18 protein-coding genes and 1 pseudogene are annotated in these 15,739 nt (G+C 45.9%); 1 reads left to right on the top strand and 18 read right to left on the bottom strand.

The features are described 5' to 3' along the window. Positions 1-39: 39 nt before the first annotated feature. From atpC to ACES2G_RS17970, 10 genes and pseudogenes are all read right to left on the bottom strand, one after another. On the bottom strand, positions 40-456 hold the full coding sequence (atpC, locus tag ACES2G_RS17925) for an ATP synthase F1 subunit epsilon (RefSeq protein WP_347355691.1): 417 nt from the start codon (positions 454-456) through the stop codon (positions 40-42). Positions 457-482: 26 nt separating this feature from the next. After that, entirely contained in the window at positions 483-1,889 is a 1,407-nt protein-coding gene (gene atpD / locus ACES2G_RS17930; protein WP_374000931.1) for a F0F1 ATP synthase subunit beta, read from the bottom strand. 11 nt (positions 1,890-1,900) lie between these two features. After that, positions 1,901-2,716, bottom strand: coding sequence for an ATP synthase F1 subunit gamma (atpG, locus tag ACES2G_RS17935; RefSeq protein WP_374000932.1), 816 nt, complete (start codon positions 2,714-2,716; stop codon positions 1,901-1,903). Positions 2,717-2,796: 80 nt separating this feature from the next. After that, positions 2,797-4,318, bottom strand: a pseudogene (atpA, locus tag ACES2G_RS17940) (F0F1 ATP synthase subunit alpha). A 2-nt stretch (positions 4,319-4,320) separates the two neighbouring features. Next, on the bottom strand, positions 4,321-4,869 hold the full coding sequence (gene atpH, locus ACES2G_RS17945) for an ATP synthase F1 subunit delta (protein ID WP_374000933.1): 549 nt from the start codon (positions 4,867-4,869) through the stop codon (positions 4,321-4,323). Positions 4,870-4,873: 4 nt separating this feature from the next. Next, positions 4,874-5,422 carry an ATP synthase F0 subunit B gene (locus tag ACES2G_RS17950; protein WP_347355683.1) on the bottom strand — a complete coding sequence of 183 codons (549 nt, stop codon included), beginning with the start codon at positions 5,420-5,422 and terminating at the stop codon, positions 4,874-4,876. Between the two features lie 12 nt (positions 5,423-5,434). Further along, a complete protein-coding gene (locus tag ACES2G_RS17955) occupies positions 5,435-5,869 on the bottom strand; it encodes a hypothetical protein (protein ID WP_374000934.1) in 435 nt (144 codons plus the stop codon). Positions 5,870-5,963: 94 nt separating this feature from the next. Next, a complete protein-coding gene (locus tag ACES2G_RS17960; protein WP_262555149.1) occupies positions 5,964-6,329 on the bottom strand; it encodes a polymer-forming cytoskeletal protein in 366 nt (121 codons plus the stop codon). Continuing rightward, positions 6,320-7,339, bottom strand: a complete 1,020-nt coding sequence (locus ACES2G_RS17965) for a ParB/RepB/Spo0J family partition protein (protein WP_374000935.1) — start codon at positions 7,337-7,339, stop codon at positions 6,320-6,322. Before ACES2G_RS17965 ends, ACES2G_RS17960 begins: the two co-directional genes overlap by 10 nt. 14 nt (positions 7,340-7,353) lie before the next feature. Then, entirely contained in the window at positions 7,354-8,166 is an 813-nt protein-coding gene (locus ACES2G_RS17970; RefSeq protein WP_374000936.1) for a ParA family protein, read from the bottom strand. A 126-nt stretch (positions 8,167-8,292) separates the two neighbouring features. Between ACES2G_RS17970 and ACES2G_RS17975 the strand changes: the two genes are divergently transcribed. Continuing rightward, on the top strand, positions 8,293-8,784 hold the full coding sequence (locus ACES2G_RS17975) for a hypothetical protein (RefSeq protein ID WP_347355676.1): 492 nt from the start codon (positions 8,293-8,295) through the stop codon (positions 8,782-8,784). A gap of 20 nt (positions 8,785-8,804) precedes the next feature. On the opposite strand, the gene rsmG is transcribed toward ACES2G_RS17975, so the two are convergent. The 8 genes from rsmG to rpmH are packed head-to-tail and all read right to left on the bottom strand — an operon-like array spanning position 8,805 to position 15,739. Beyond that, a complete protein-coding gene (gene rsmG, locus ACES2G_RS17980) occupies positions 8,805-9,470 on the bottom strand; it encodes a 16S rRNA (guanine(527)-N(7))-methyltransferase RsmG (RefSeq protein WP_347355674.1) in 666 nt (221 codons plus the stop codon). Next, positions 9,421-11,349 carry a tRNA uridine-5-carboxymethylaminomethyl(34) synthesis enzyme MnmG gene (mnmG, locus tag ACES2G_RS17985; protein ID WP_374000937.1) on the bottom strand — a complete coding sequence of 643 codons (1,929 nt, stop codon included), beginning with the start codon at positions 11,347-11,349 and terminating at the stop codon, positions 9,421-9,423. The genes rsmG and mnmG overlap by 50 nt, the downstream gene beginning before the upstream one ends. Positions 11,350-11,351: 2 nt before the next feature. Then, the gene (gene mnmE, locus ACES2G_RS17990; protein WP_347355670.1) at positions 11,352-12,782 is read right to left on the bottom strand and encodes a tRNA uridine-5-carboxymethylaminomethyl(34) synthesis GTPase MnmE; all 1,431 of its coding nucleotides are present in this window, start codon (positions 12,780-12,782) and stop codon (positions 11,352-11,354) included. Between the two features lie 18 nt (positions 12,783-12,800). Then, positions 12,801-13,355 carry a protein jag gene (locus ACES2G_RS17995; RefSeq protein WP_374000938.1) on the bottom strand — a complete coding sequence of 185 codons (555 nt, stop codon included), beginning with the start codon at positions 13,353-13,355 and terminating at the stop codon, positions 12,801-12,803. Between the two features lie 47 nt (positions 13,356-13,402). After that, positions 13,403-15,058 carry a membrane protein insertase YidC gene (gene yidC / locus ACES2G_RS18000; protein ID WP_374000939.1) on the bottom strand — a complete coding sequence of 552 codons (1,656 nt, stop codon included), beginning with the start codon at positions 15,056-15,058 and terminating at the stop codon, positions 13,403-13,405. After that, positions 15,003-15,326: a membrane protein insertion efficiency factor YidD gene (gene yidD / locus ACES2G_RS18005; RefSeq protein WP_374000940.1), complete on the bottom strand. Its 324-nt coding sequence runs from the start codon at positions 15,324-15,326 to the stop codon at positions 15,003-15,005. Before yidD ends, yidC begins: the two co-directional genes overlap by 56 nt. Next, positions 15,241-15,600 (bottom strand): ribonuclease P protein component, encoded by a 360-nt coding sequence (gene rnpA, locus ACES2G_RS18010; protein ID WP_374000941.1) that lies wholly within the window; start codon positions 15,598-15,600, stop codon positions 15,241-15,243. The genes yidD and rnpA overlap by 86 nt, the downstream gene beginning before the upstream one ends. Then, a complete protein-coding gene (gene rpmH, locus ACES2G_RS18015; protein ID WP_011166211.1) occupies positions 15,590-15,739 on the bottom strand; it encodes a 50S ribosomal protein L34 in 150 nt (49 codons plus the stop codon). Before rpmH ends, rnpA begins: the two co-directional genes overlap by 11 nt.

Consider the following 15,739-nt stretch of genomic DNA (forward strand, 5'->3'; position numbering starts at 1 on the left):
CAAAAAGAAACGGAGGCCTGTGGCCTCCGTTTTTGATTCTTACTTCTTAGCTGGCTGTTGTTCAGCCGCTTCGATTTTCGCTCTGGCATGAGCCCAGTCGCGCTGGAACTCGGCCCAGTCTTCGTCTGTGATCAATTCGTTCATGATCTTTTTCTCGGAAAGAGCCAAGAACTCTTTCGTCGCCTGAAGATCGATGTCTTCTGGAAGATCAGCAATGTTCGCAAGAATATTCACGCCCTCAGGAGAAACCTGGCAGTAACCCCAGCTGATAACAGCTATGTCCTGCTTTTCTTTTCCTTTGAGTTTCCATTTCATCACGCCTGTTTCCAGAGTCGTGATCAAAGGAGCGTGACCAGGAAGAATGTTCAATTCCCCCTTGAATGCTGGAACAGTCACCTCGTCGACCTCTTGGCCAACAAGGATGCGCTTTTCCGGAGTCACGATTGTTAGTTTCATATTCACCCCTTAGGAAGAGGCAGGCACTAAGCCTGCAACTTCTTAGCTTTCTCGATAGCGTCTTCGATAGTACCAACAAGGTAGAACGCCTGCTCTGGAAGAGCATCGTGTTTACCTTCAAGGATCTCGCGGAAGCCTTTAACAGTGTCTTTGATATCAACGTATTTACCTTGCAAGCCAGTGAACTGCTCAGCAACGAAGAATGGTTGAGACAAGAAACGTTGGATTTTACGAGAACGAGATACAACAAGTTTATCTGCTTCAGACAACTCGTCCATACCCAAGATCGCGATGATATCTTGAAGTTCACGGTTACGTTGCAACAACGCCTGAACGTCACGAGCGCACTTGTAGTGTTCTTCACCGATAACAGTTGGATCCAAAAGACGTGAAGTGGACGTCAATGGGTGAACCGCAGGGAAGATCGCCATAGCCGCGATATCACGATCCAAGTTTGTCGTAGCATCCAAGTGAGTGAACGTGGTTGCTGGAGCTGGATCCGTGTAGTCATCCGCTGGTACGTAAACCGCCTGAACGGAAGTGATGGAACCTTTTTTAGTGGAGGTAATACGCTCTTGAAGAGTACCCATCTCAGTAGCAAGAGTTGGCTGGTAACCAACCGCTGAAGGGATACGACCCAACAATGCGGAAACCTCAGCACCCGCTTGAGTGAAGCGGAAGATGTTATCTACGAAGAACAATACGTCTTGGTTTTCAACGTCACGGAAGTATTCAGCAACAGTCAAACCAGTCAAAGCAACGCGCGCACGAGCTCCAGGAGGTTCGTTCATCTGACCGAACACCAAAGAAGTCTTAGCCAATACGCCAGACTGCTTCATCTCTTGCCACAAGTCATTACCTTCACGAGTACGCTCACCAACGCCTGCGAATACGGAGAAACCACCGTGCTCAGTAGCGATGTTACGGATAAGTTCTTGGATAAGAACTGTTTTACCAACACCCGCACCACCGAACAAACCGATCTTACCACCTTTTGCGTAAGGAGCCAGAAGGTCAACGACCTTAATACCAGTCATCAACATCGCAGCTGAAGTTGCTTGATCTTCGAATTTTGGAGCTGTTCTGTGGATACCCCAGTGTTCTTTTGCGTTTACTGGACCCATTTCGTCGATTGGCTCACCAACTACGTTGATGATACGGCCCAGAGCTTCACGGCCTACTGGCGCAGTGATCTGAGTTCCCAAAGACTTAACTTTTTCACCACGAACCAAACCTTCAGTTTGGTCCATAGAGATCGTTCTTACAACACCGTCGCCCAAGTGCTGAGCAACTTCAAGAACAAGGTTGAATTCAACGTCAGAGATAAATTTATTTGATACGCGAAGAGCAGAGTTGATCGCAGGAAGTTCTCCGCCTTCGAACTCTACGTCCACTACGGGACCCATTACCTGTTTTACTTTACCGAATGCCATTATTCAGCTCCCTATTTAAGCGCTTCTGCGCCAGATACGATTTCAGTCAATTCTGTAGTAATTTTTTCTTGTCTCAATTTGTTGTACGTCAGAGTGAGTTTGTTGATCATCTCTTTCGCATTGTTTGTCGCGTTTTCCATCGCGCTCATACGAGCACCATGTTCACCGGCAACAGACTCAGACATACATCTGTAAACTTGAAGTTCGAAGTGTTTCTCAAGCAATTCTTTGATGATTTGCTCTGGAGCTGGTTCGAAGATCATGTCGACAGCAAAGTTGGATGCAGCGTCAGCTTCTGTTTTGAAAGTCGTCAAGCCAAGGTTGATTGGCAAAAGAGTTTCAGCAGTCACTGTCTGGGAGATTGCAGATTGGAACTCATTGTGCACGATACGAACTTCGTCATATGCGCCTTCGAGGTAATCATTCATCACACGATTTGCAACTTTGGAAGCCAGCTCATAGGAGATGTCCTTATCAAGCTTGGTGATGTAATCAACCGGCTTAATACCACGTCTTGCGAAGTAGTCATGACCACGACGACCCACGAACAGGAAGTCGATCTTCTCTAGAGAAGCTTTGTTGTTGTTGTAATAAGCTTCAGCGAATTTGTTGATATTGCTGTTGAAAGCGCCGCAAAGACCGCGATCAGAAGTGATAACAACAAGCAAAACATTCTTTACTTGTTCTTTCTTCTCCATCAACGGATGCGACACTTTGTTTGTCACAGCGATATCCGCAATCACCTTACGCAAAGTCAATGCATAAGGACGCATATTAACGATGTTATTCTGCGCCTTTCTTAACTTTGCAGCAGACACGAGCTTCATCGCTTTCGTGATCTGCTGGGTGTTTTTGTGGACTCAATCCGAGCCCGGATATCCTTCAAGCTTGCCATTTAAGCACCAAATTACTTCTTAGAAGGTTGGAAGATAGCTTTGAACTCTTCAAGAGCTGCCAACAATGCTTTTTTAGTATCGTCAGCAATTGCTTTCTTCTCAGAGATCGTTTTGATGATGTCAGAGTGCTTGTTTTTCAAGAACTCAATCATCTCTTTTTCGTATCTCTTAACGTCTGTCTCTGGGTATTGATCCACGAACGCGTTACCAGCAGCGAAGATCATGATGATTTGCTCTTCAACTTTTACCGGAGAGTATTGTGGTTGTTTCAACACTTCGATCAAACGACGACCACGAGCAAGCTGTTGCTGAGATGCTTTATCCAGGTCGGATGCAAACGCCGCAAAAGCTTCCATAGAACGGAACTGAGCAAGCTCAAGTTTCATTGAACCGGCAACTTGTTTCATCGCTTTAATTTGAGCCGCACCACCCACGCGAGATACTGATTTACCTACAGAGATAGCTGGACGGATACCTTTGTAGAACAAATCGGATTCAAGGAAGATCTGACCATCAGTGATAGAGATAACGTTAGTTGGGATGTAAGCAGAGATATCGCCCGCTTGAGTCTCGATGATTGGCAATGCAGTCAAAGAACCGCCGCCTTTATCAGCAGACAATTTAGAAGCACGCTCCAACAAACGGCTGTGGCAATAGAATACGTCTCCTGGGTATGCTTCACGTCCTGGAGGACGGCGAAGAAGCAAAGACAATTGACGGTAAGCTTGAGCTTGTTTCGTCAAGTCATCGTAAACGATCAAAGCATGTCTGCCAGTATCACGGAAGTATTCCGCCATTGCTGTACCAGAGTAAGCAGCCAGGTATTGAAGTGGAGCTGGGTCAGATGCATTCGCCGCGATAACAGTTGTGTACTCAAGAGCACCCGCTGCACGCAGTTTTTCAACTACCAGAGCAACTGTGGATTGTTTTTGACCGATAGCTACGTAGAAGCAGTGAACATTGACCTTTTTGATTGATGATAGTGTCAACCGCGATAGTTGTTTTACCAGTTTGACGGTCACCGATGATCAACTCACGTTGACCACGACCGATTGGTACAAGAGCATCAATCGCTTTGATACCTGTTTGAAGAGGCTCTTCAACTGGGTGACGGTAAACGATACCAGGAGCTTTAGTTTCAACGATACGGGAGTGAGGCGTGTTGATAGCGCCACGGCCGTCGATCGGGTTACCAAGAGCGTCTACTACGCGACCAAGAAGAGCTTCACCTACAGGAACGGAAACGATTTTTTTCGTTCTTTTAACTACGTCGCCTTCTTTGATGTGACGGTCTTCACCGAACAATACGGCGCCAACATAACCTTCTTCAAGGTTCAGAACCATTCCGTATACTTCGCCTGGGAACTCTACAAGTTCACCAGCCATTGCGTTTTCAAGACCATAGATACGAGCAACCCCGTCCCCTACGGAAAGAACGCTACCTGTTTCACTTACTTCAATCTTTTTGTTGTATTGATTGATTTGCTCTTTGAGAACGCGACTGATCTCGTCAGCACGGATTTGTGTTTCCATTGTTAGTTGGCTCTCCTGTTTAATTCTTCATTCAATTTTTTAAGATGAGTGTCGATGCTGTCATCGAAAGTCCAGCCGCCTACAGAAGCGACAACGCCTCCAAGCAGTTTGGAATCTTGTTCGTACGTCAGAACGATCTTCTTATTTAAAACTTTATTGATTTTTTGTTCGATCTCTTTTTGCGCGTCAGCGGTCAAAGGCTGAGCAGAGCGAACCACGCCGCGAGTAACACCTTCTTCAATATCCAAAAGATCGCGGAATGCGATCGCCATTTGGCCAAGGATGTCCATGCGGTTTTTTTCCGCCAAAAGAACCACGGTGTTTACAACTTCTTCAGACACACCTTTGCCTGACAAAGCTGTTTTCACAGCGGCAACCTTTTGATCAGAACTGACCATCGGATTTTCGAAATAACTTTTCACGGAAGCATCTGTTGCGAATGACTGCACTAGAGTTTGCAGTTCCCCGAACACTTGGGAGTGGATGCCTTTTTGTTTTGTTACAGCCAAAAGGGCCTTTGCGTATCTTTTGGAAATCTCGCTGACTCTCATCGGCTTACACTCCAACGTTGTTGATGAAATCTTTTTGCAATTTTTGTTGATCGGAAGAACCCAGATCCTTCGTCAGAACGATGCGGGCCGCCTCAACAGAATCTTTCAGAAGCTGTGTGCGAAGTTCTTTTTGAGCACGTTGCACTTCCAACTTAACAGTGAGTTCCGCATCGTTTTGGATGCGCTTGGAAACGTCAGCGGCCTCTCCAAGGATTTGTTTTTTCAAGTCCTCAGCATGAGCCTGCGCCTTACGAAGATTTTCTTCACGAGTCTGATCCAAGTTCGCCAATTTGGATTTGATATCCACGAACTCTTTTTCAGCCTGCTCGCGAGCGAACGCAGATTTCTGAGCCGCCTCAAGATAAGCTGTTTTTCTTCCAGCAAAGAAAGAAACGATACCGTCTTTCGTGAAGTAGATAAGACCTGCAACAAGGATCGCAACGTTGATCGCCTGGTACATAACTGCCTTAGGAATTCCCTCGCCGCCATGTCCACCTGCCGCAAGTACAGCTGCAGGAGCCAACAAAATCATCAGATTCAAGATCAATTTCATAATGTAACTCTCTTATTTACCAAGAAGCTTGCTAGTGATTGCCATTGCTACAGCGTTCGTTTGAGATTTCAAATCCGCCGCCGCAGAAGAAACTGCAGAGGTGATTTTGGTTCTGTTCGTTTGAACCAATGTCTCAGACTCTGTGCGCGCTTTAGAAACCAAAGATTCGTAATCTTTATTCACCTGAGTTTTTGCAGCATCAATAATTGATTTCATCTGAGTGTTCAGATCACGTACTTTTGCCTCGTACTCTGTCTGCAATTCGATGGATTTGCTTTGGTATTCAAGGGCAAGGTCTTCCCCACCTTTGGTTCTTCTTTCTCTTTCTTCCAATGCATGAGCATAAGGAGCAAAAACAACCTTGCTTAAGAAGATCAAGGCGATTGCAAAGAGCACAAACTGAATGACTGCTGTGGTATTGATACCTAATTGTCCAAAAATGTCCATTTGGTTGAAATCCCTACTGATTTTTTGACCTTCGGGATTAGCATTGGGGTCAGAACAGGTCAAGGCGTATTTCTAACTGATAATGTTGGGATGCCTAAGACTTAGGCATGTATGAAGCCCCTTCAAAAACAACCCCTTCGTCAATGCGCAGACTTGGGGATGTTACGGTGCCTTTAAAGATGGCTGGAGGGTGCATTATAACCCTGCGGCGGGCAAAGAGATTTCCCTCAACCCGGCCTGATATAACAATGGTATCGGCCTCAATTTGAGCGGTCACTGAGGCCCCCTCATTGATGACAATGGTGTCCTTGGTAAAGATTTCCCCCTTAAAATCACCGCCGATTTGGACGGTCCCTTCGAAGCTGAGCTTTCCTTCGAAATGGGTTCCCTGGTCAAGGATCGCTGTCACATGACCAGAAAGGAGATCTTCTTGAAGTGCGGGGGAAAGTCCTACTGCCATCCTTCTTTAAGCCTATCTACCAAATTAGTTAGTTCATCATCGGAATAGAAATGAATGCTGATTTTACCCTTTGAATTGGCATAATCAATGTTCACTTTTGTTCCCAGCATTTTCTGAAGCTCTTCGCTTAAACCAGAAATCAAACGCTGAGTTACATTAGAATCAAAAGTCGGCGCCTCTTCAACTTCCTCTTGGCCTTTTACGACCGCCTGCACCATTTTTTCAAGCTTACGAACTGCGATTTTTTCGTTCAAAACTTTTTTCGCAAATTCGATCTGCTTCTTTGGATCCTGCAAAGAAAGAAGAACCTTAGCGTGACCTACGGAAAGTTCGTTTCCAGAGATCATCTCTTTCACCTGCTCAGGCAATGAAAGAAGACGAACAGCATTAGCAACAGTTGCACGGTCACGACCCACTTTTTCGGCCACCTGCTGCTGAGACAATTTGAATTCAGAAATAAGGCGAGAATAACCTTCTGCCTCTTCGATTGGATTCAAATCTTCACGCTGGATATTCTCAACAATCGCAAGTTCCAAGGCCTGCTTGTCGTCGTAATTCTTCAGGATAACTGGAACTTCATGCAGGCCCGCCAGTTGGGATGCTCTCCAACGACGTTCACCGGCGACGATTTCCAATTTTCCAGAAGCGGTTCTGCGCGCCACGATGGGCTGAAGAATGCCGTTCTCTTTAATAGACTGAGCCAGCTCTTGCAGAGGTTCTTTATCAAACTGCTTACGAGGCTGAAATTGGCCTGGCGAAAGCTTGTCGATCGCAACCTTCCAGATTTTGCTCTCAGGATCTACGGGAGGGGCAACGGGTGTTGCTACTACCTGAGGAGCAGCTGCTGGTGTTGCAGGAGCTGGCGCGGAGTTAACATTATTAATAGATGTAGCGGGAGCCTTTACCGCCGGCATTTCTGCAGCCGGAGCAGGACCACCAAGCAAAGAGCCCAGGCCACGGCCCAGACCTTTTTTCTTATTGTTTGAGGATTCAACAGCAATATCAGACATTTATAATTCCCCTCTTATGCCATCTGTTCTGCGTGTGGAGCCGCTTCTGTCGTCGCTTTCACCTCAGAACGGGCGATCACTTCACGAGCTAGCTCTAGATATCTGGTTGCGCCGATGGATTTGCTGTCGTAATCGAGGATGGATTGACCATGGCTTGGTGCCTCACTGAGGCGTACATTTCTTGGAATGATGGCGTTGAAAACTTTCTCGCCAAAGTGGTTCTTAATCTCGGTCACTACTTGGTGACTCAGATTATTTCGAATATCAAACATCGTCAGAACGATGCCTTCGATATGCAGTTGAGGATTCAAATTCTTTTTGATTAGTCCCGCCGTATTCAAAAGCTGACTAAGCCCTTCAAGTGCATAGTACTCACACTGCAGAGGCACAAGGAAACTGTCCGCCGCATTCAAGGAGTTCAAAGTCAAAAGACCCAAAGATGGAGGGCAATCAATGATCACGAAGTCATATTGATCAGCCACGGTGGCAATCGCCTGCTTAAGGCGGTATTCACGCTGCGGCATATCAACCAATTCAATCTCCGCGCCCACCAGGTCAGGATTAGCCGTGGATATCTTTAAGGTTTGGATTGGAAGTTTTTGAGTAGCCTCAGTCAGAGTCTTCTCACCGATAAGCACATGGTAGCTATTCGCATCCTGGCTTTCGTATCTTTTGATACCCAAACCGCTCGATGCATTTCCCTGAGGATCCATATCGATCAAAAGAACTCTTTTTCCAAGAGTAGCCAGGGCGGAGGAGAGGTTTACAGACGTCGTTGTCTTACCAACACCACCCTTTTGATTCGCTATGCAGATTGTTTTTGCCATTTTTCCTCCTTGAGTAGAAAAATTCTCTCGAATCGTCTGAACATTCAAGAATAAAGACTAGTTTTTCGCGGCACACCTTATGTTTTTCTGTGTTTTTTCCGATGTTCCACGTGGAACACGTGTTTTATGCGAATTATTTGTCTGATACTCCTTAGTTTAAGCCTCGTTGCCTGCAACAAGCCCGATCCCAACCCAGAGTTGAAGGATCCGATCTACAATGATCTTCACTCAGCTACGGCAGAAGCAAGTCAACTCCTCGAAGCCGAGAAAAAGAATCTTGAGGGTTTCGAAAAGGAATTGTCCGACGTCGTTCCACAAACAGGCCAAGTAAAGTACGCCCAAAAGCGCGTCCGTGAATCAAAAGAAAAGATCGTACGCCTGGAGCAAGAAAAGCAGTATCTTGAGCTAAAGATCGAAGCTCGCAAGCGCGAATCGAAGAAGTCTTACTCGAAAGCCTTTAAAAAAGGTGAAACTTGGCCGGATCCACAAGAGTGGAACTCTTACCAGACGGAAAAACGTCTCAGAAATGCCAAAAGAACCTGGGATGCAAAGGAACGAATTAAAGAAGTCGGCCTGGGGGAACAAAAAACCCCCGAACCAGCGGCCGGGGGTCATTAAGAATGTTCCACGTGGAACATCTATGCGATTTTATCTGTTTTCACTACTGAGAACTTAATTGCGCCTATCGGAAGTTTATACTCCCCCACCAACGACGGAGACCAGATGGAGCAAAGCTGGGTTGGGATTTCCCCCACCTCAATACCCCACTCCTCGCTCTTTAGATGATAGAAGGCGCCCCCTTTAGCCACACCCTTACGAGCCACCAGAATAGACTTAGAAATCGAGTTAAAACCTCTCGCCATCACATACTGCATGGAGTTTTCAGCCAGAGACTCAACGGTCTTATGTTCGACAGTGCAATTCCCTACTTTCAACGTCGAGGCCAGATGTTTCAAGAACTCGACCTTTTTAATGTCGGATTCAATCAGCACAACCTGCACTTGTGGGTACAAAAGGGCGAAGACCATTCCCGGGAAGCCATTGCCACTTCCAAGATCAAAGATCTTATCAATCTTTGGGTTCGCCTTATAGATAACCTGAGAGGCTAAAATAGAGTCTGCAAAATGCAGGGCATCGGCCACAAAGAGCGTCTTCGGAGAAATTAAATTCACCGTGCGATTAAATTTAATCAGCTCTTCATGGTAAGTCTTTAGTCGAGTTCGCAGATCTGGACTTAGATCTGGAAACCACTCATCAATGCGCCAGTGGATTACCGGCGCTTCCTGTTCCTTGTTGTCCTTCAAGATCCAACTCCTTGATCTTTTTATGACCTTTTAGATGGATCATTATAGCCTGAATGGCGGAAGGATTAACACCACTTATCCGCTGAGCTTGACCTAAGGTACGGGGCTTAACGCATTGCAGCTTATCCTTCTCTTCATTGGAAAGACCACGGATTTCACCGTACGCCAGACCTTCAGGAAGAAGCATTTCTTCCATTCTTTTTGACTGAACAATCAGGTCCATCTGTCTTTTTACATAGCCAGAATATTTGACCTCAATTTCAACCGGCTCAACCACATTTGGATCCGGATCCAGCTCAAAATTCAGCAATTCAAGGTGTGAACTCGTAAGCTCAGGACGACGCAGCAACTCCTCGAAAGTCAGGGACTTTGTCATAGCTGGAGTCGGAATTGTCGCAAGGATCTGTTGAATATCTTTAGTCGGATAAACCACCGTATTACGAAGGCGATCATGCAAAACCTGACGGCGCTCGCGCAAAGAGCTCAATAACTCAAAAGACTCCTCAGAAACAAGACCCAGCTTCATTCCCATGTCGCTTAACCTGTCGATAGTATTGTCTTCTCGCAAAACCAAACGGTGTTCTGCGCGAGACGTGAACATACGATAAGGTTCGCGGGTCCCTTTTGTCACAAGATCGTCGATCATCACACCCATATAAGCCTGATCACGCCCCAAGATGAACTCTTCACGACCTAAAATACTGTGAGCCGCGTTCACTCCGGCAATCAAACCTTGAGCGGCCGCTTCCTCGTAACCGGAAGTTCCGTTGATCTGACCTGCCAGGAAAAGCTGGCGAATTGTTCTGGTTTCAAGACGATGCCAGATCTGAGTGGGCTCGATATAATCATATTCCACCGCATATCCGTAGCGGGCCACTTTCACATTCTCAAGACCCGGGATTGTTCTCAGGAACTGATCCTGAACCTCTTCTGGAAGACTTGTTGAAATCCCCTGCAGATAGATCAAATCCGTGGAAAGTCCTTCAGGCTCCAGGAATGTTTGGTGACTGGCTCTTTCGGCAAAACGAGTGATTTTATCTTCGATGGATGGACAATAGCGAGGACCCACGCCTTCGATAATCCCACAGTACATCGGCGATTTATCCAGATTGCCACGGATAATATCATGGGTCTGTTCAGTCGTGCGAGTCAGGTAACAAAGAACCTGCGGAAGCTTAAGCTTGTCTGAAGATTTATAACTGAACGGATAGACCTTTTCATCCCCGCCCTGAGGAACTGTTTTGGACCAATCGATAGAATCTTTCAGTAAACGCGCCGGAGTTCCCGTCTTCAAGCGTTTAACTTCAAAACCGAACTGAGCCAACTGATCTGACAAGCCGATAGAAGGTAGATCCCCGACGCGGCCGCCGGCCTCCTGGCGAAGTCCAATATGCATCACACCGTTCATGAATGTTCCAGTGGTGATGATGGTGGCTTTGGCAAAAATCTCTGAGCCATCCTGAAGAACCACACCTACGCACAGATCTTTTTCAAGAATCAGGCGTTTTACTTCCCCTTGCAGAACTTCCAAATTGGGTTGACTAAATAGAGCATTCTTTTGGAACTGAGAATAAAGGTGCTTGTCGTTCTGCACGCGAGTACCGCGAACTGCCGGGCCCTTGGAAGCATTCAAGCGTTTATACTGGATGCAGGTTTCATCAGCTGCAACACCCATTTGCCCACCCAACACATCAATCTCGCGGACCATGTGCCCTTTGGCAAGACCACCAATGGAAGGATTGCAGCTCATGTAACCGATGCGATCTGTATTTGTTGTAACCATCAGGGTGTTTAAACCCAGGCGCGCCGACGACAAACAGGCTTCGATACCCGCATGACCGGCACCAACAACAATCACATCATACTTTTTATTAGCCATATTTATTTCCCGATACAAAACTCTTTAAAGACTCGGTCCATGATCTGATCATCAAACCGCTTCCCTAAAGTTTCGTGAATCGCAATGAGAGCTTCTTTAAGCTCAAGAGCCAAAAACTCAGCGCCCATGCCTTGATCCACAACCGATTGAGAGCGTTGTGTGTTCTCTAAAGCACGGTTCAAGTTTTCATAGTGACGGGCATTGGAAATCAAAACCGTGTTTTCCACCTGCAAGTCCGCGAATTCTTTCACCAGGCTTTGGAGCACTTCAGAACGCACCTTTTTATCAAGAGCGCTGACAAAGAACACCCTTCTTGTGAAGAAAGCCTGGGTGTCGCCAATTTTTTGGAAAAATTTACTGTTTTTAAGGGCTTTTTCGACAGTTTCCAGGGGTTTAGACCCCCCAATTTTGTCGGTTTTATTAGCCAAAATATAGGTTTTCTGAGGCTCTAAGGACTCCAAAATCTGAAGCTCTTCAGGGCTTAAACCTTTTTCGATATCGAAAACAAAGAACACCACATCGGATTCATTCTGAGCTTCGTAGCTCTTCTGAATACCAATACGCTCAACCAAATCCGTCGCTTGATCACGAAGACCCGCCGTATCCACAAAAGTGAACTTCACACCCTCAAAGCTTGTATCCCCATGAATCACATCACGGGTTGTGCCTGGGATATCAGTCACGATAGCTCGTTCATCTTCCAGGAACAGATTTAACAAACTGGATTTCCCGACATTGGGAAGACCTGTCAGAACGATACGGAAACCGTCTTTCAAAAGGCGTCCCACTTTAAAGGTGGCTACAAGCTCCTTTAAAACGGCTTCAACCTTGCGCAAACGCACCTGAACAACGTTGTCTTCAATGACCTCGATGCCTTCAGTGGAAAAATCGATGCTGGCTTCGGCATGCGCCAAAATCCAGGTCATATCGTCTTCGACTTTTTCAAGCTTTTGGGACAACGATCCTTTAAGCTGACGAAGAGCCAACTTCGCAGCCTGCTGACTTTGAGATTCAATCAAAGACAAAACAGATTCTGCCTGAACCAGATCTAGTTTTCCGTTCATGAACGCGCGGAAAGTAAACTCGCCTCGATCCGCAGCCCGAGCTCCCAGTTGGATTAATTGATTCAAAATACTCTGACAAATCAGCGGACTTCCGTGACAGGAAATCTCGATAACTTCCTCTCCAGTGAAAGAGCGGCCTTGTTTGAAGTAGGTTGCCAAAACCTCGTCAATCTCATCACCCGTCTGGGCATTTTTCAGATTACCGAAATAAACTTTGTGAGATTCAGGATGTTCAGGCAAAAAAGTACAGATCTTGGATACAATAGAAAGGGTCTGGGGCCCACTGACTCTGATGACAGAGATTCCGCCCACTCCGTGAGGAGTGGAGATCGCACAAATTGTATCTTTATCACGATCTCCGCGGATCATAGGCCCCACCTGGGCTCACTAGTCGTGAGCCACTTCCTCATTACCTGCACTGTTGCCGCCTTTTGCAGGATAAATTTTGATTTTCTTATATAAACCATCACCCAAAGAACGGCTTTTAACGCGAGGATCTTTAGCCAGATACTGGTGAACAACTTTTCTGTCTTTCGGCGGAAGGGCTCTGTAATAAACAGACTTGCCTTGCTCGATACAGATGGCTTTCAGATTCTCTGCACGCTCAATCAAAGCATTTGCAGATTCGTCACGGTAACCACCACAGTCCACTGTGATATTGGTTTTATCTTCAGGGAAATTGTGCTGGATAACGCGCTTAAGGAACAACTGGAATGCATCCAACATCTGTCCTTTTTTATCTTTCAGAATCTCTTCATCAGCTCCAGAAAACTGAATAGCCAATGTCGTGGAACCGTCGTCATCTTTTTCAGTGGACAGTTCGAAAGAAAGTTCAAACTGAGCTTTCTCGATGATTCCCCCAAGCGTTTTTTCAACCAGTGCTTCTACTTCGCTATTAGCACTTTTGCTTTTCCCCCCGAAAAGCTTACTAAAAAAACCCATTTTGCCTCCTATATAAAATAATAAAAATTCAATTCAAAACTGGCCAGTTACGCCTTGGCCACGGCTGCTTTCGGTTCTCTCATGATCAGATACTGCTGGATAATACCGAACATTGTGCTGATCACCATATAAAGGGTCAAACCACTTGGTAGTTGCAACATGAACAGAGAGAACACCACTGGCAAGAACGCCATGATCTTTGCCTGTGTTGGATCCATCGTACTCGGAGTAAGCTTTTGCTGAATGTACATGAAGATCGCCATAGAAACCGGCAATACATAGAACTTATCGTGGGAGCTTAGATCCGTAATCCAGAAGATGAACGAAGAGTTGTAAAGCTCAATGGAAGACCCAATCACACGATACAAAGCAAAGAATACCGGGATCTGCAGAAGCATCGGAAGGCAGCCACCCAATGGATTGGCACCATTTTGCTTCATCACAGCCATCATTTCTTGGTTCAAACGCATTGGATCTTCTTTATACTTTTCACGAAGACCTTGAATGATCGGCTGAACCTTTTGCATCGCCTTCATGGATTTGAAGGACATGATATTGAATGGCAATACACAAAGACGAACCAGCAAAGTCAGGATAATAATCGCAAAACCCCAGTTACCCACAACAGAGTGAGCCGCTTTCATCACATAAAGAAGTGGGCGAGCGATAAAGCCGAAGAAACCAAAATCAATCAGGCTGGCCATCTCTGGATCAACTGCCTTCAGAGCATCGATGGATTTCGGACCCGCATAGAAGATCTCAGAGAATGTCATTTCGGATTTGATTTGAGCCGGCTTATAAACCAACTCTGCAACAGCTGTTTTGCTGTTGATCTGGGCATTCAGCTTCACTTCTGGGATCACATCAGATTTATCCAAGATAGCTGCGGCAAAATACTGAGAACTTACAGACACCAAAGAAGTTCCCGCGAAATCCTTGGAAACATTTTCTTTCGCATTACTGAAGTTCACCGTGTCGTGCTTACCTGCGCTATGAGTAACAAAGAAATCCTGGTGCTCATAAGAAGGGAATAGGAAGGACGTGGATGCGTGCGTGTGGATTGTCTCCGGAATCAACAAAGAGAAACCTTTTTTAAGGTCCTCAGTTGCATTTGCAATAGAGATTGTATTGGTGAAAGAAGAAGTTTCAGAGTTGAACTTCATTTCTCTTTTTACAACTGTTTCACCGACCTGAGCTGTACCAACATAGTGACCAGGAGCTTGTTCAGCTAGGTCAAAATGAAGGGGTTTAACTTCCCCTACCCAGCGCATTTCAAACAAACCATCCGCCTGAGAAACGCCCAACTTAATGTTGTTCTTTTCTTTGTCCTGGTAGTTGTTGATCGTGTAGTTCCTCAAACCCATACCGAAGCTGGATACAACGAAAGAAACTTTATCATTTTCAAAGTGGAATTCTTTCGCTGTTGCGGGAACCGCCACAATTTCAGATTTTGTATCAACAGCATTTGCAGAAGCTGCAGCAGATTCAGAAGGAGTTGCTCCGGAAGTGGCAGCAACAGTTTGCTCGGTTTGAGTCTTTGGTTTGTTATAGTCCGGATATTTCTTAGCCAGATAGGTATTCCAGCCATAATAAGCGATTGCCACGGCGGCAACGGCAAGAAGTGTTTTCGGATCAAAGAACGAAGGATTACTCTTTTGTTGCATGGATTTTTCCCTTTGCAGGCGGTACCGGGTCGTACCCATAAGGTCCTCCCGGTCGACACTTGCATACTCTTTTGGTGATAAGCCAAAGAGCATTATGTGTATGATGAGTCTTTATGGCTTCAAGGGCATAGGCAGAGCAACTAGGCTCGAAACGACATGAACCACCCAAATGAGTAGTCCCCAGAGTTCGGTAAGCCCCAATCAACAACCATAAGATATACTTAGAGATGTTTTCGTAGAGTTTCCAAACCCCGGTCCAAAGCTTTAACAAATTCCTCATGACTGAGGCCTTTGTAAAAGTTTGCATCCATTGGTTTAAAAATGAGATTGATGTCAGCTTCAAGGGAGTTTCCCGCCACAAGGAAGCTTCTGAAATACTCTCTCGTCCAGCGTTTCAACTTATTGCGCACAACCGCCGAGCCGGTTTTACGACTTGCAGTTACGCCAAAACGCAACTGACCCACCTGGTTCTTCTGATAATTCAGAAGCAACCATTTCGTAGGCCAGTATCTTTTCCCGGTTTGTTTGAGAGAGAGAAACTCAGAACTTCGCTTAATAACGTGTGGAGAACTATTTTCCACCTGTAGAAACCGTCAAACGCTTTCTACCTTTAGCGCGACGACGATTAAGAACTTCTTGGCCAGCTTTAGTAGCCATACGAGCGCGGAAACCGTGTGTAGTTTTACGACGTTTATTTGATGGTTGGTATGTACGTTTCAT

Source organism: Bdellovibrio bacteriovorus (assembly GCF_041888015.1).
Lineage (GTDB): Bacteria > Bdellovibrionota > Bdellovibrionia > Bdellovibrionales > Bdellovibrionaceae > Bdellovibrio.

Bases quoted from the DNA above. Each gene is read 5' to 3' on its own strand.
- atpC (WP_347355691.1), bottom strand. From the start codon at position 456: ATGAAACTAACAATCGTGACTCCGGAAAAGCGCATCCTTGTTGGCCAA.
- atpD (WP_374000931.1), bottom strand. From the start codon at position 1,889: ATGGCATTCGGTAAAGTAAAACAGGTAATGGGTCCCGTAGTGGACGTA.
- atpG (WP_374000932.1), bottom strand. From the start codon at position 2,716: ATGAAGCTCGTGTCTGCTGCAAAGTTAAGAAAGGCGCAGAATAACATC.
- atpH (WP_374000933.1), bottom strand. From the start codon at position 4,869: ATGAGAGTCAGCGAGATTTCCAAAAGATACGCAAAGGCCCTTTTGGCT.
- ACES2G_RS17950 (WP_347355683.1), bottom strand. From the start codon at position 5,422: ATGAAATTGATCTTGAATCTGATGATTTTGTTGGCTCCTGCAGCTGTA.
- ACES2G_RS17955 (WP_374000934.1), bottom strand. From the start codon at position 5,869: ATGGACATTTTTGGACAATTAGGTATCAATACCACAGCAGTCATTCAG.
- ACES2G_RS17960 (WP_262555149.1), bottom strand. From the start codon at position 6,329: ATGGCAGTAGGACTTTCCCCCGCACTTCAAGAAGATCTCCTTTCTGGT.
- ACES2G_RS17965 (WP_374000935.1), bottom strand. From the start codon at position 7,339: ATGTCTGATATTGCTGTTGAATCCTCAAACAATAAGAAAAAAGGTCTG.
- ACES2G_RS17970 (WP_374000936.1), bottom strand. From the start codon at position 8,166: ATGGCAAAAACAATCTGCATAGCGAATCAAAAGGGTGGTGTTGGTAAG.
- ACES2G_RS17975 (WP_347355676.1), top strand. From the start codon at position 8,293: ATGCGAATTATTTGTCTGATACTCCTTAGTTTAAGCCTCGTTGCCTGC.
- mnmG (WP_374000937.1), bottom strand. From the start codon at position 11,349: ATGGCTAATAAAAAGTATGATGTGATTGTTGTTGGTGCCGGTCATGCG.
- mnmE (WP_347355670.1), bottom strand. From the start codon at position 12,782: ATGATCCGCGGAGATCGTGATAAAGATACAATTTGTGCGATCTCCACT.
- ACES2G_RS17995 (WP_374000938.1), bottom strand. From the start codon at position 13,355: ATGGGTTTTTTTAGTAAGCTTTTCGGGGGGAAAAGCAAAAGTGCTAAT.
- yidC (WP_374000939.1), bottom strand. From the start codon at position 15,058: ATGGGTACGACCCGGTACCGCCTGCAAAGGGAAAAATCCATGCAACAA.
- yidD (WP_374000940.1), bottom strand. From the start codon at position 15,326: ATGCAAACTTTTACAAAGGCCTCAGTCATGAGGAATTTGTTAAAGCTT.
- rpmH (WP_011166211.1), bottom strand. From the start codon at position 15,739: ATGAAACGTACATACCAACCATCAAATAAACGTCGTAAAACTACACAC.